We start from the raw sequence: 13,485 nt of genomic DNA, 5'->3' as shown, positions 1-13,485 counted from the left end.
ACGCAACATGCCGCAGCCGCTCCGGCAACCTGCCGAGGAGCCTGGCTCGTGCTGTGCCAGAAAGGGCGCTTCGTGGCCGATTCCGGCAACCCCAACGAGAACATCCCGTCCACCGACGAAGGCGTGACCGCCACTGCCACCACCTCGAACGGCGAGGTCACGGCTTCGTACGACGCGAGCGCCATCACCGTCCTCGAGGGCCTCGACGCCGTCCGCAAGCGCCCTGGCATGTACATCGGCTCCACGGGCGAACGCGGTCTGCACCACCTCGTGCAGGAGGTCGTCGACAACTCTGTCGACGAGGCCCTGGCCGGGCACGCGGACACGATCGACGTGACGATCCTCGCCGACGGCGGCGTGCGCGTCGTCGACAACGGCCGTGGCATCCCGGTGGGCATCGTGCCCTCCGAGGGCAAGCCGGCCGTGGAGGTCGTGCTGACGGTGCTGCACGCGGGCGGAAAGTTCGGTGGCGGCGGTTACGCGGTCTCCGGCGGTCTGCACGGCGTGGGCGTCTCCGTCGTGAACGCCCTGTCGACCAAGGTCTCCGTCGAGGTCAGGACCGACGGCCACCGCTGGACGCAGGACTACAAGATGGGCGTGCCCACGGCGCCGCTCGCCAAGCACGAGGCCATCGAGGAGACCGGCACCTCGGTCACCTTCTGGGCGGACCCGGACATCTTCGAGACCACCGAGTACTCCTTCGAGACGCTCTCGCGGCGCTTCCAGGAGATGGCGTTCCTCAACAAGGGTTTGACGATCAAACTCACGGACGAGCGCGAGTCGGCGAAGGCCACGGCCGGGGCGGACGAGGCGGGTGCGGACGAGAAGGACGAGGTCAAGACCGTCACGTACCACTACGAGGGCGGCATCGTCGACTTCGTGAAGTACCTGAACTCCCGCAAGGGAGAGCTGGTGCACCCCTCCGTCATCGACCTCGAGGCGGAGGACAAGGAGAAGGCCCTCTCCCTCGAAGTCGCGCTCCAGTGGAACAGCGGTTACAGCGAGGGTGTGTACTCCTTCGCCAACATCATCCACACCCACGAGGGCGGTACGCACGAGGAGGGCTTCCGGGCGGCGCTGACCTCGCTGATCAACAAGTACGCGCGCGACAAGAAGCTGCTGCGCGAGAAGGACGACAACCTCACGGGCGACGACATCCGCGAGGGTCTGACCGCGATCATCTCGGTCAAGCTGAGCGAGCCGCAGTTCGAGGGCCAGACGAAGACCAAGCTGGGCAACACGGAGGCCAAGACCTTCGTCCAGAAGGCGGTCTACGAGCACCTCAACGACTGGCTGGACCGCAACCCGGTCGAGGCCGCGGACATCATCCGCAAGGGCATCCAGGCGGCCACCGCGCGCGTGGCGGCCCGCAAGGCCCGTGACCTCACCCGCCGCAAGGGCCTGCTGGAGTCGGCGTCCCTGCCGGGCAAGCTCTCCGACTGCCAGTCGAACGACCCCACCAAGTGCGAGATCTTCATCGTCGAGGGTGACTCCGCCGGCGGCTCGGCCAAGTCCGGCCGCAACCCGCAGTACCAGGCGATCCTCCCGATCCGCGGCAAGATCCTGAACGTGGAGAAGGCGCGGATCGACAAGATCCTGCAGAACCAGGAGATCCAGGCGCTGATCTCCGCCTTCGGCACCGGGGTCCACGAGGACTTCGACATCGAGAAGCTCCGCTATCACAAGATCATCCTGATGGCGGACGCCGACGTCGACGGCCAGCACATCAGCACCCTGCTGCTGACTTTCCTGTTCCGCTTCATGCGGCCGCTGGTCGAGGCCGGGCACGTGTACCTCTCCCGCCCCCCGCTCTACAAGATCAAGTGGGGCCGGGACGACATCGAGTACGCGTACTCCGACCGCGAGCGCGACGCGCTGATCGAGATGGGCCGCCAGCGCGGCAAGCGCGTGCGTGAGGACTCGATCCAGCGCTTCAAGGGTCTCGGTGAGATGAACGCCGAGGAGCTGCGCGTGACCACCATGGACCAGGAGCACCGCGTCCTCGGCCAGGTCACTCTCGACGACGCCGCCCAGGCCGACGACCTGTTCTCGGTCCTCATGGGCGAGGACGTCGAGGCCCGCCGGCAGTTCATCCAGCGCAACGCCAAGGACGTCCGCTTCCTCGACATCTGAGTCGGTCTCAGCTGACCGCACCAGGAAGGACCCCCACCAGCAATGACCGACGAGAACACACCCGTCACCCCTGAAGAGGGCGGCGACATCGCCATGCGCATCGAGCCCGTCGGGCTCGAGACGGAGATGCAGCGCTCGTACCTCGACTACGCGATGTCCGTCATCGTCTCGCGCGCCCTGCCGGACGTCCGTGACGGTCTCAAGCCCGTCCACCGCCGCGTGCTGTACGCGATGTACGACGGCGGCTACCGGCCCGAGCGCGGTTTCTACAAGTGCGCCCGCGTCGTCGGCGACGTCATGGGCAACTACCACCCGCACGGTGACTCCTCGATCTACGACGCGCTGGTCCGCCTCGCGCAGCCGTGGTCGATGCGGATGCCGCTCGTCGACTCCAACGGCAACTTCGGCTCGCCGGGCAACGACCCGGCGGCGGCCATGCGCTACACCGAGTGCAAGATGGCGCCGCTGTCGATGGAGATGGTCCGTGACATCGACGAGGAGACCGTCGACTTCACGGACAACTACGACGGCCGCTCCCAGGAGCCGACCGTCCTGCCCGCCCGCTTCCCGAACCTGCTGATCAACGGCTCGGCCGGTATCGCGGTCGGCATGGCGACCAACATCCCGTCGCACAACCTGCGCGAGGTCGCGGCCGGTGCCCAGTGGTACCTGGAGAACCCCGACGCCTCCCACGAGGAGCTGCTGGACGCGCTCATCGAGCGCATCAAGGGCCCCGACTTCCCGACCGGCGCGCTGGTGGTGGGCCGCAAGGGCATCGAGGAGGCGTACCGCACGGGCCGTGGCTCGATCACCATGCGGGCGGTCGTCGAGGTCGAGGAGATCCAGAACCGCCAGTGCCTGGTGGTCACGGAGCTGCCCTACCAGGTCAACCCCGACAACCTCGCGCAGAAGATCGCCGACCTGGTGAAGGACGGCAAGATCGGCGGCATCGCGGACGTCCGCGACGAGACGTCGTCCCGCACCGGCCAGCGTCTGGTCATCGTCCTCAAGCGGGACGCGGTCGCCAAGGTCGTCCTGAACAACCTCTACAAGCACACGGACCTGCAGACGAACTTCGGCGCCAACATGCTGGCGCTCGTCGACGGCGTCCCGCGCACCCTGTCCCTCGACGCGTTCATCCGGCACTGGGTGACGCACCAGATCGAGGTCATCGTCCGCCGTACGCGCTTCCGGCTGCGCAAGGCCGAGGAGCGCGCGCACATCCTGCGCGGTCTGCTCAAGGCGCTGGACGCGATCGACGAGGTCATCGCGCTGATCCGGCGCAGCGACACCGTCGACATCGCGCGCACGGGCCTGATGGAGCTCCTGGAGATCGACGAGATCCAGGCCAACGCCATCCTCGAGATGCAGCTGCGGCGCCTGGCCGCCCTGGAGCGCCAGAAGATCATCCAGGAGCACGACGAGCTCCAGGCGAAGATCACCGAGTACAACGCGATCCTCGCCTCGCCGGTCCGCCAGCGCGGCATCGTCAGCGCGGAACTGGCCGCGATCGTCGAGAAGTTCGGCGACGACCGCAAGACCATGCTGGTGCCCTACGACGGTGACATGTCCATCGAGGACTTGATCGCCGAGGAGGACATCGTCGTCACCGTCACGCGCGGCGGATACGTCAAGCGCACCAAGGCGGACGACTACCGCGCGCAGAAGCGCGGCGGCAAGGGCGTGCGCGGCGCGAAGCTGAAGGAAGACGACATCGTCGACCACTTCTTCGTCTCCACCACCCACCACTGGCTGCTGTTCTTCACCAACAAGGGCCGGGTGTACCGGGCGAAGGCCTACGAGCTGCCCGACGCCGGGCGTGACGCGCGTGGACAGCACGTCGCCAACCTGCTGGCCTTCCAGCCGGACGAGGCGATCGCCGAGATCCTCGCGATCCGCGACTACGAGGCGGCGCCGTACCTGGTGCTGGCCACGAAGGGCGGTCTGGTCAAGAAGACGCCTCTGAAGGATTACGATTCGCCCCGCTCCGGCGGTGTCATCGCGATCAACCTCCGGGAGACGGAGGACGGTTCCGACGACGAACTGATCGGAGCCGAACTCGTCTCGGCCGATGACGATCTGCTGCTGATCAGCAGGAAGGCGCAGTCGATCCGGTTCACCGCCACGGACGAAACCCTGCGGCCCATGGGCCGTGCGACCTCGGGCGTCAAGGGCATGAGCTTCCGCGAGGGAGACCAACTGCTCTCGATGAATGTTGTTCGACCCGGTACGTTCGTGTTCACTGCTACGGACGGTGGGTACGCGAAGCGAACCGCCGTCGACGAGTACCGCGTCCAGGGTCGTGGCGGCCTCGGTATCAAGGCTGCCAAGATCGTCGAGGACCGTGGTTCGCTCGTCGGCGCGCTGGTGGTCGAGGAGACCGACGAGATCCTCGCCATCACGCTGTCGGGCGGTGTGATTCGTACGCGAGTCAACGAGGTCAGGGAGACGGGCCGTGACACCATGGGCGTCCAACTGATCAATCTGGGCAAGCGCGATGCCGTCGTGGGTATCGCACGTAACGCCGAAGCGGGGCGTGAGGCGGAGGAGGTCGACGGTGACGACACCGTGGACGAGACCGCCGAGGGCACCGCGACCACCGGCACGGACGAGGGTGACACGCCCTCTGCCGAGTAGCACGAGGAGTGAGTCATCGTGAGCGGAGCCACGGGCGCCGGTACGTCTGCCGGGTCGTCTGCCGGTAAGTCTGCCGGCACGGCTGCCGGTTCGGACAAGGACGGCGGCGGTCGTGGCTCCGCCGCGGCGGCGGGGGACGCGCGTTCGACCGACGCGCGGGGCGCCGAGGGCCGGGTGGCGGACACCCACACGACCCAGCTGAAGGCGATCAAGCCGACCGCGGCCGACACGCAAGGATCCAAGGGATCCCAGGGGGGAACCGTGACGGACACCCGGGGCCAGGCACAGCAGCCGGCCTCGCCGCTCCCCGGGGAGCGGCAGGCGCAGCAGCCCGCCGGGCCGTACCACCCGCCGCAGGCCTACCCGACGGCGGCGACACCGCCCGGGACGGTACGCCGGCCGCGCACCGGCGCCCGCACCACGCCCCGGGTGCGCAAGGCGCGGCTGCGGGTGGCCAAGGCCGACCCGTGGTCGGTGATGAAGGTCAGCTTCCTGCTGTCGATCGCGCTGGGCATCTGCACGATCGTGGCGGCCGCGGTGCTGTGGATGGTCATGGACGCGATGGGCGTCTTCTCCACGGTCGGCGGGACGATCTCGGAGGCGACGGGCTCGAACGAGTCCAACGGCTTCGATCTCCAGTCCTTCCTGTCCCTCCCCCACGTCCTGATGTTCACGTCGATCATCGCGGTCATCGACGTCGTCCTCGCGACGGCCCTCGCGACGCTCGGCGCGTTCATCTACAACCTCTCCGCGGGGTTCGTCGGCGGCGTCGAGCTGACGCTCGCCGAGGACGAGTGACCCCTTCCGGAGCCTTCCCGACTATCGATTTTGGGACTGCCCCGGTCGTGCGCTAATCTTCAGGAGTCAGCGCGCGGGACACACACCGCAGAGCGCGGCGGGGCTATAGCTCAGTTGGTTAGAGCGCATCCCTGATAAGGATGAGGCCACAGGTTCAAATCCTGTTAGCCCCACCAGCGAAAAGACCCCCGGACCATCGGTCCGGGGGTCTTTTGACACCAGTGGTTGACACCAACGGCGGCGAACGGCTGCGGTCAGCCGATCAGCGGGTCCTCCAGCAGCTCTGCGAGCATCGTCACAGCTTCCCGCTCGCTGTCTCCTACGACGTGCGTGTACACGTCCATGGTCATGCTGATCTGGCTGTGCCGGAGGATCGCCTGAGCGACCTTGGGGTGCACCTTCAGGAAGGCCAGCAGGGTGCCGCAGGTGTGCCGGGCGAGGCGGACGGTGATGCGGCGAACGCCGGCGCGCTTCACGAGGCGATCGAAGGTCCGGGAGAAGCCGGTGGGGTCGATCATGCCGCCGTGCTCCGAGGAGAAGATCAGATCGTGCCCGTCCTCCTGGGCCCAGTGAGCACCGGCGATCTTCTGTTCCAGCTCCTGGAGCTCCCGCCGCTCCTCGAGGACGCGGGCGCAGAACTCGGGCAGCGGGAGCACTGCCTGTGACGACTCGGTCTTGAGGTCCTTGAGGACCAGGCCGACACCCTTCTCGCGCTGCACCTGCTTGACCGGGGTGAACCGGCCGGCCTCGAAGTCGATGTCCTGCCAGCGCAGGCCCAGGACCTCGCTGCGGCGCAGGCCAAGGACGAGCACCAGGACGCACGCGGCGTAGAGGCGGTGCGCGCGGACTGACCGGAGGAACGTGATCGCCTCCCGCGCGTTCCACGCCGTGCCTTTGTCCTTGGAGACCTTGGGCATGTCGACCAGGAGCGCGACGTTGCGCGTCAGCAGCTCCTCACGCATGGCCCGGTTGAGCGCGTTGCGGAGGACACGGAGCACTTCGAAGCGGGTGGCCGCGCCTACCTTCTCCCGCTTCAGCACGGCCATGAAGGCCCGGAGCTGGGCCGGGGTGAGCTTGACCAGAGGCTTCTTACCGAGCTGGGGCAGCAGGTACAGCCGCACCTTCGACTCGTACTTGACGTACGTGTTGTGCTCGCATTCCGGCTCCACGATGTGCTCAAGCCAGTAGTTCAGCCACTCGCCGAGCGACCAGGAGCGGGACGGCACCGGGACGCCGTTGCGCTCCTGGTCCTGGAGCTTGCCGAGCTTTTCGTTGGCGTCGTCCCACGTGGCCCCGTAGACGGTCTTCCGGACGCGGTTGCCGTCCGTGTCGGTGACGTACGCACGCCCCATGTACCGGCCGTCAGCCCGCCTTGAGATCGTGCCCCCGCCGTTGGGCCGCCTCTTGGCCATCAGGCGGCCTCCCCGATCCCCCGGCGGATGAAGTCCCGTACGGCGTCGTCCGGGATACGGCGGCAGCCGTCGACCTTGATGGAGACCAGGCGGCGGGTGCGGATGAGGTCGTAGACCTTGGTGCGGCCGACCTTGAGCCGGGTCATGACCTCAGGAACGGTGAGCAGTTCAGGGGCGGCGGTGGTCATGCTGCGGCTCCTTCCGGGGAGGTCTGGTGGTCGGATTGCCCGTCGCTGTTGAGGCTGGCTGCGAGCCAGGCTTCGGCGTCGGAGAGGCCGGTTCCGGCGAAGGCCCAGTGGGCGAGCACGAGAGTCGTGGGCGTGGGCACCTCCGGATTTCCGGATGTGGTTAGGCGGTCGGTGACCGCTGCTGCCTGTGCTCGTCGCCATTCGGCGCGGGCGTCTCGGAGTGCGCCGAGGGTGGTGGAGTAGCGGCGGGACTTGGTGGAGAAGTGGCCGCGGAAGCCGAGCATGTGGGCCCAGGCACGCAGGCGAAGGTGTTCGAGGTCCTTGCGTGCGCCGAGGGTCCAGGCGGTGCGGATGAGGCGGCGGGCATGCTCGCTGATGTCGAGTTGGGCGAGTTCGGCGGCGAACTTCAGCGGCCGGTCGAGAGCTCCTGTGGCGGTCTCCGCGCCCTTGGTGGCGTACTTGGCGATGTAGGCGGCGACGGCGCGTTCGGTGAGCTCCTGGCCTTCGTTGAAGTCGGCGGATCGGATGGTGCGGACGTCGAGTTGGCGGCCGAAGGCGAAGGTGTGGGTGCGGCTGTCGATGGTCGGGCCGTCGACGCGGGCCTTGGACGCGGCAGCGTTGATGGCGTCGGTGAGCAGCTCGGCGGTGGCCCAGGCCGGGGGCGGAGTCGCGCCGCCGCCGGGACCGTCGAGGCGTATTACGGCGTGGAAGTGGACCGCGCCGCGCTTCTGGTACTCGGCGACCTTGGCGAAGGAGACGCGGGCGTGGTCGCGAAGCTCGCGCTGTGACAGACCGGCGCGCTTGCCGACCTCCCGGCGCAGGTAGGTCGAGAAGCGGCGCCAGAGGGGACCGGCGTGGGCGTTCCAGAGGACAGCGGCTTCGTAGTCGTAGGTGTCCGGGTTGAGCGGGGTGCCGAGCGCTTCGTCCTCCTGGTCGTGCCGCGTGCCGCAGCGGCAGGGGCGTCCGTCGGTGCGGCGGTTGTGGACGGGGCCGAAGCCGGGGGCGGTGAAGGTGGCGAAGACGCGGGGGTGGGTGGCGACGTGTTCCGGGGTGCCTTTGCCGCCGCGCAGTCCGGCGGTGATCAGTTGGAAGGTGTCGCGGCGATAGACCTCGGAGCAGGCCGGGCAGCGGGTCGTGCGGCGGTTGTTGCAGCGGACGAGGAGTTGGCCGGCCGGGAGGTCCGAGGAGTCGAGGTGGCGGAGGATGCGGCCGATCTCGCCGGTTGTGGTGTCGACGTCGTAGTCGGTGCGGTGGCCGTCGAGGTGGATGGGGTGGGTGCAGCCGCCGAGCCCGGAGAGCTGCCGGAGGATACCGGGCAGGGTGCCGCCGGATGCGAGCTTGCTGAGTTCCGGGAGTGGGGGCGGGGTGGCGCGGGCGAAGATGACGGTTCTCCTTCTGACGGGCACTTCAGGAGGGGTGGGCCGCCGGGGCGGCGGATGCGTGGCTGTGTCACGCCGCCCCGGAGGTCTGGCCGCAGATCAGCGGCGGTGGTGGTCGCGGAGCAGGGAGCGCAGGACCACGGCGGCGACGGTGACCGAGATGGCCGTGACGGCGACAGCGGCCAGGAGCGCGGTGAGGACGACTCCGCCGACGAGCACGGTCGCTACGGTCTTCTGGTCGAGGGAGATTGCCGGGAGCGAGCGGCGGACCGGGGCGGGTGCCGCCGGGTCGGTCGGGGTGTGCGTGTGGGCGGGCGGCGGGGTGGGGTTGTCCGGGTACCTGGGCAGGAACACGGCCGAGACCTCCTGTCTACTCGTCTAGATGTGTTGGCCGTTTATGACGGTCACGCCGGAGCGCGTGCCGGACTCGATGGCGGGGGCGAGGAAGGTGTGCGAGAGCCAGAAGCCGAAGAGGGCGACCAGGACGACGATCCAGGTGCGGACGCCGAGGTACTTGACCGCCGCCCAGGCGAAGAAGCCGAGGACGACGACGAGCGGGAGGTTGAGGGTCACGGGGTACAGGGTCCTTTCAGCGGACGGGGCAGCGGTGGGTGCGGGCGGCCAGTTCGGCGGCGGCGCGGCTGTCGTAGTCGGCGGAGAAGTTGCAGCGCGGGGCGGTGCAGGCGGCGGTGTGCTTCTCTCGGCCGCGGTGGTCGTAGGCGGTGCCGACCTGCACGGGGCCGATGCGGGTGACGTTGCGGAAGCGGCGGTTGGCGGTCACGGTCAGTCCTCCTGCCGCAGACTCGGGGCGGGGAACTCGGCGAGGATTCGTGCGGCTGCGGCGGGGTTCTGGGTGCGGTCGGCGGCTTCCTCGGCGAGGAGGCGGGCGAGTGTGGTTCGGCCGGTGGCGGCCATCTGGCGGGCTGCGTCGATGTAGTCGGCGGCGGTGTTGAAGGTGAGGAGGGGCACGGGTCAACTTCCTGTCGGAGTGAGGTGGGCGGCGATGGCGTCGGCCATGGGCGCCGGGACGCCGAGGCGGGCGCGCAGGGTCGGGGTGTCGATCGGGGCACCAGTGCGGGTGTGGTGCTCGGCGGCGACCTTGCGGGCGTGGTTGATGAGGGCGGCCGGGACCGGGACGGCGGGGCGTTCCGGTGGTGCGTCGTTGGCGGGGCGGTCGGGCGGATCGGGTGCGGGTGCGGGCCGTTCGGGTTCGTCCTCCTGGTCCTCGGTCGCCTCTACGGCCGCAGCCGCCTTTGTGGGCGAGTGGGCGAGGAGGGTGCCGCCGAGGAAGGCGACGGCGGGCCAGCCCGCGACGAGGATGCGCAGCCAGGCCGGGACGTCGCCGAGGTCGAGGAGGCCGGCCGTGGCGACGTTCGCGCCGAGGGAGGCGGCGAGCGCGATGACGAACCAGCACCAGGCCGCACCCTTGGACGACCCGGAGCGCAGTCGACGCCAGGCGGCGACGAGCAGCAGGTCTACGGAGACGGGGTAGGCCCAGGCTTTCCAGCCGTCCTGTCCGGCCGCAACGGCGACGTCGTGAATGTGGGCGAAGGACAGCGCGGCGGCGATGAGCGCTTGTACGAGCACCGCGTCTACCCGGGCCAGTTGGGCGCGCATGAGGGCGTCTCCTTCCGGGTTCAGGCATGGGAGGGGTAGGGACGTGGCGCGAGGCGGTCACGCCGACCGGGGTGGGAGTGGACTCAGTCCGTGATGGGGCGCGGCTGGACGACAGGCCCCGGCTGTTCGGCGGGCTGCGGCGGTACGGGCACGTAAGGCCTGAAGGGCTTGAGCGCGGGGAGGTCCGGCACCAGGTGGGCCGTCTCCCGGCAGGCGTCGGCGGCGTCGCCGAGGGAGAGATACGGGGTGCGGATGCGGGACCAACCGCCGGACGTGTCCCCCGCGACCGCGAGGCCGGGGCGCTCTGCGGGGATGGCGCAGGCGGCGAGGACCGCTTCCGGCGCGATGTCGCCCAGGGCCATCTTCGCGGAGGCCTCATCGTTCACGCGGTGGCAGACCCGGCCGGAGAGCTGGGCCCGGAGCATGGTCGCGCCCTTGCCGAGTTCGGCACCGAAGCGCTGCCCGCAGACTTCGAGGTAGATGCCGGCCGCGCGGCCGAGCTGGGCGAGGCGGATGAGGTGGGTGACCATCTCGTCCCGCCGTTCCTCGTCCTTGCGGGTGCCGGTCAGGAAGAGCTCGGCCACCTCGTCGACGAACAGGACGACGGGCACGGGACGTTCACTCTCGGGCAGTCCCCAGATGTCCGAGGTGATCTCTTCCTCAGGAGTGCTGGGAGCGATGCCCTGCCGGGCTTTGATCAGGTCGTATCGGTCCTCCATTTCCTTGACCAGGACGGGCAGGAGCTCTGAGGCCTCGTCCGGGTCGGTGGCGAGCGCCGACAGACGCGCGGCGAACGGGGCCAGCTCGACACCCCGCTTGCAGTCGATGCCGACCAGGGCGACGTTCTGCGGGGCGAGGCCGGAGACGAGATGGCGCAGGTACATGGACTTGCCCGACAGCGTCGCGCCGAGGGTCAGTTGGTGGGGAACGGCCTGGTAGTCGCGCACGAAGGGCATGGCGTCCTCCCGCAGCGCGACCGGCACCGTGAGGAACCCGCCGTCGATCTTGCGAGGCATCCGCACCTTGCGCAGGACGTCGAAGCCGACCAACCGCAGCTCGACGACGCCCGGCTTGACGGTGGTGACGTAGACGGCGTGGACGCCCCAGGCGTGCCGCAGCCGTTCGGCCGAGGCGGCGACGTCGGCGGGTTCCTGCCCCGGAGCGAGGCGGAGGCGGAGCCGTAAGCCGGTCGAGGTAGGCCGGATGATGCCCCGGCGGGGCGGGACGGGCCGCACCTCCCGCCGGGTGGTGGCCTTGACGGCGAGGATGCGCAGCCGGGACGGGGTGACGGTCAGACCGCAGGCTTCCATGACCGAGGCGTACGAGCTGAGCAGCCGGACGGTGGATATCGGCCCGCCGACGGCGGACCAGTACAGGGCCGGGTGGTTGGCCCGGGTGTAGGCGGCCCCACCGCCGAGCGCGGCGACAGGACCACCCACCTCCAGAAGTGTCGCGAGATCGGTCATCAGGCCGTAGCCCCCATGGCGGCCGGGAAGGCGGCCGGGGTGACGGCGGCGGCACGGAAGGCGATGCCGTGACGCTGCTGCCCGTTGAACACCGACTCCCACGGCCGGGCGACGAGCCCCGGCAGCGAGACCGGCGCACCGAGGTTCAGCCCCTCCGAGACACCGCCCTCCGGGACGGTGACCTTGATCAGCGAGGACTCCCCGTCCTCGATGTAGACGACGCCCATGGTCATCAGCGCCTCGCCGCTGACGGCGTCCTTGGCGATCTCGCCGGTCTGTCGGTCGCGGACCTTCGGCTCGGGAGCCTCCGTCAGGAGGATCGTCGCGGCGGAGGTCTCCACACGGATGGTGCGCACAGTTGCGTTCCTATCTACTCGTCTATACAAGATGCGATCTGCGAACCCGATTTCCCGGGCTCACGACGATCACTCTGACACACAACTTGCCCACTCGTCTATACGAGTAAGCGTGTTGGGGTGTACGAGTTCGAGGAAGGCACCCCCGCGCACCACCGCCACTCACCCGCTCACGTGGCCGGGAGCTGGTACGCCAGGACGTAGGCGTCCGCCGCCATGACCGTGTCGCAGACCTCGACGGGCCGCTTCTCCGTGTCGAAGGCGGTTCGGATCAGGTGAATGACCGGCACGCCGGCCGCCAGCCTCAGCGTGCGTACCTCGTCCGGCGAGGGCATCCGGGCCCGGATCTCCTCCTCGAAGTGGTCGAGGCGGTGGCCCAGCTCTTCGAGACGTGCATAGATGCCGCCGGGGCCGGGGTTGGGTTCGGCGATCTGCGTGCCGCGGGCGATGTCGAGCGGCAGGTAGGAGGTGGCGAACTCGACCGGCCGACCGTCGAGGAGGTAGCGGCGCCGACGCGCGAGGACCCGCCGCACGGACCCGAGCCGGGTGGAGATGTCCTGGCTGGCCTTCTCCTCCTTCACCTCAAGGCTGTCGACCTGCGGGTGGCTGCCGGCCGCATCCGCCTCCACGATGAACGCGGACTTCCCCTGCTCGCGATGACGACGGGCGAACCGGTCCGAGGCGAGACGCCTCACGGGCGGACGCGGCCGGACGAAGACGCCCTTGCCGTGCTCGGCGTGGACCAGGCCTTCCCCCTGGAGGATCGAGAAGGAGTTGCGGACCGTCATGCGAGAGACCCCGTAGTGGTCGACGAGCTCCGCCTCCGAAGGCAGCTTCTCGCCTTCCCGGAATCGCCCACGGTCGATGGCGTCACGCAGCTGGTCGGCGATCTGTCGGAAGACCGCACGATCACTCGTGGGGTCGAGATCACCGAGCAGGCCCGAGGAAAGAGGGCTCACGTGTGTACTCCTTTAGGTATCTAGACGAGTGGGCGAGTGCTTGTTGCTACGGTGGAGAGCCTAGCCATCCGAGAGGGCCGAGGAACGTGAGCACAGAACGCCCGCACTCCGTGAGCGTGGCCGGGGTCGTCGTCGACGCCCAGGGCCGGGCCCTCCTGATCCAGCGCCGGGACAACGGTCACTGGGAACCGCCGGGCGGCATCCTCGAACGCGAGGAGACCGTTCCCGAAGCCCTTCAGCGCGAGGTCCTCGAAGAGACCGGCATCAAGATCGCGCTTCCCGCTACCCTCACCGGCATCTACAAGAACATGACGGGCCTGATCGTCTCGCTGGTCTTCCGCTGCGAGGCGGCCGACGGCACGCCGACCACCGGGGACGAGACCCGCGCTCTGCGCTGGGTGACCCGTGAAGAAGTCTCCGAACTCGCCGACGAGGCCTACGCGATCCGCGTCATAGACGCACTCGACGCGGCGTCCCCGCCGGCCGTCCGCGCCCACGACGGCGTGAAACTCGTCTAGTCCGAACCCGCTGCACATGGCG

Annotated in this window: 15 protein-coding genes and 1 tRNA gene; 5 read left to right on the top strand and 11 right to left on the bottom strand. The window is 69.1% G+C overall.

Annotation, left to right across the window (positions count from 1 at the left end):
• The first annotated feature begins 72 nt into the window (after positions 1-72).
• From gyrB to ACZ6D7_RS15390, 4 genes are all read left to right on the top strand, one after another.
• Positions 73-2,133 carry a DNA topoisomerase (ATP-hydrolyzing) subunit B gene (gene gyrB / locus ACZ6D7_RS15405; protein WP_469490770.1) on the top strand — a complete coding sequence of 687 codons (2,061 nt, stop codon included), beginning with the start codon at positions 73-75 and terminating at the stop codon, positions 2,131-2,133.
• A gap of 42 nt (positions 2,134-2,175) precedes the next feature.
• Positions 2,176-4,770, top strand: coding sequence for a DNA gyrase subunit A (gene gyrA / locus ACZ6D7_RS15400; protein WP_469490094.1), 2,595 nt, complete (start codon positions 2,176-2,178; stop codon positions 4,768-4,770).
• 18 nt (positions 4,771-4,788) lie between these two features.
• The gene (locus ACZ6D7_RS15395) at positions 4,789-5,568 is read left to right on the top strand and encodes a DUF3566 domain-containing protein (protein WP_469490090.1); all 780 of its coding nucleotides are present in this window, start codon (positions 4,789-4,791) and stop codon (positions 5,566-5,568) included.
• Positions 5,569-5,667: 99 nt separating this feature from the next.
• A tRNA-Ile gene (locus tag ACZ6D7_RS15390) sits at positions 5,668-5,744 on the top strand.
• 78 nt (positions 5,745-5,822) lie between these two features.
• Here ACZ6D7_RS15390 and ACZ6D7_RS15385 read toward each other — a convergent pair.
• The 11 genes from ACZ6D7_RS15385 to ACZ6D7_RS15335 form a co-directional block, all read right to left on the bottom strand.
• Positions 5,823-6,980, bottom strand: coding sequence for a tyrosine-type recombinase/integrase (locus ACZ6D7_RS15385; protein ID WP_469490086.1), 1,158 nt, complete (start codon positions 6,978-6,980; stop codon positions 5,823-5,825).
• Positions 6,980-7,168 carry a helix-turn-helix domain-containing protein gene (locus ACZ6D7_RS15380; protein ID WP_359163764.1) on the bottom strand — a complete coding sequence of 63 codons (189 nt, stop codon included), beginning with the start codon at positions 7,166-7,168 and terminating at the stop codon, positions 6,980-6,982. The genes ACZ6D7_RS15385 and ACZ6D7_RS15380 overlap by 1 nt, the downstream gene beginning before the upstream one ends.
• Positions 7,165-8,487 carry a replication initiator gene (locus tag ACZ6D7_RS15375; protein WP_469490767.1) on the bottom strand — a complete coding sequence of 441 codons (1,323 nt, stop codon included), beginning with the start codon at positions 8,485-8,487 and terminating at the stop codon, positions 7,165-7,167. The genes ACZ6D7_RS15380 and ACZ6D7_RS15375 overlap by 4 nt, the downstream gene beginning before the upstream one ends.
• 159 nt (positions 8,488-8,646) lie before the next feature.
• Complete coding sequence (locus ACZ6D7_RS15370) at positions 8,647-8,901, bottom strand: SpdD protein (protein ID WP_469490082.1); 255 nt, start codon at positions 8,899-8,901, stop codon at positions 8,647-8,649.
• Positions 8,902-8,925: 24 nt separating this feature from the next.
• Complete coding sequence (locus tag ACZ6D7_RS15365) at positions 8,926-9,120, bottom strand: hypothetical protein (RefSeq protein ID WP_469490078.1); 195 nt, start codon at positions 9,118-9,120, stop codon at positions 8,926-8,928.
• Between the two features lie 16 nt (positions 9,121-9,136).
• Positions 9,137-9,328, bottom strand: a complete 192-nt coding sequence (locus ACZ6D7_RS15360; RefSeq protein ID WP_010985414.1) for a mobile element transfer protein — start codon at positions 9,326-9,328, stop codon at positions 9,137-9,139.
• Positions 9,329-9,330: 2 nt separating this feature from the next.
• Positions 9,331-9,516 (bottom strand): hypothetical protein, encoded by a 186-nt coding sequence (locus ACZ6D7_RS15355; RefSeq protein WP_469490075.1) that lies wholly within the window; start codon positions 9,514-9,516, stop codon positions 9,331-9,333.
• A 3-nt stretch (positions 9,517-9,519) separates the two neighbouring features.
• Entirely contained in the window at positions 9,520-10,164 is a 645-nt protein-coding gene (locus tag ACZ6D7_RS15350) for a DUF2637 domain-containing protein (protein WP_469490072.1), read from the bottom strand.
• An 83-nt stretch (positions 10,165-10,247) separates the two neighbouring features.
• On the bottom strand, positions 10,248-11,630 hold the full coding sequence (locus ACZ6D7_RS15345) for an FtsK/SpoIIIE domain-containing protein (protein ID WP_469490069.1): 1,383 nt from the start codon (positions 11,628-11,630) through the stop codon (positions 10,248-10,250).
• Positions 11,630-11,986: an SCO3933 family regulatory protein gene (locus tag ACZ6D7_RS15340; protein ID WP_107443038.1), complete on the bottom strand. Its 357-nt coding sequence runs from the start codon at positions 11,984-11,986 to the stop codon at positions 11,630-11,632. Before ACZ6D7_RS15340 ends, ACZ6D7_RS15345 begins: the two co-directional genes overlap by 1 nt.
• Positions 11,987-12,156: 170 nt before the next feature.
• A complete protein-coding gene (locus ACZ6D7_RS15335; RefSeq protein WP_319276142.1) occupies positions 12,157-12,945 on the bottom strand; it encodes a GntR family transcriptional regulator in 789 nt (262 codons plus the stop codon).
• Positions 12,946-13,055: 110 nt separating this feature from the next.
• On the opposite strand from ACZ6D7_RS15335, the gene ACZ6D7_RS15330 reads away from it, so the two are divergent.
• Complete coding sequence (locus tag ACZ6D7_RS15330; protein ID WP_310717833.1) at positions 13,056-13,463, top strand: NUDIX hydrolase; 408 nt, start codon at positions 13,056-13,058, stop codon at positions 13,461-13,463.
• Positions 13,464-13,485: the final 22 nt, after the last annotated feature.

It is taken from the genome of Streptomyces sp. NPDC041784 (assembly GCF_055591025.1).
Note: the sequence above shows the minus strand (reverse complement) of the source record. Positions and strands in the feature narration are given on the sequence as shown.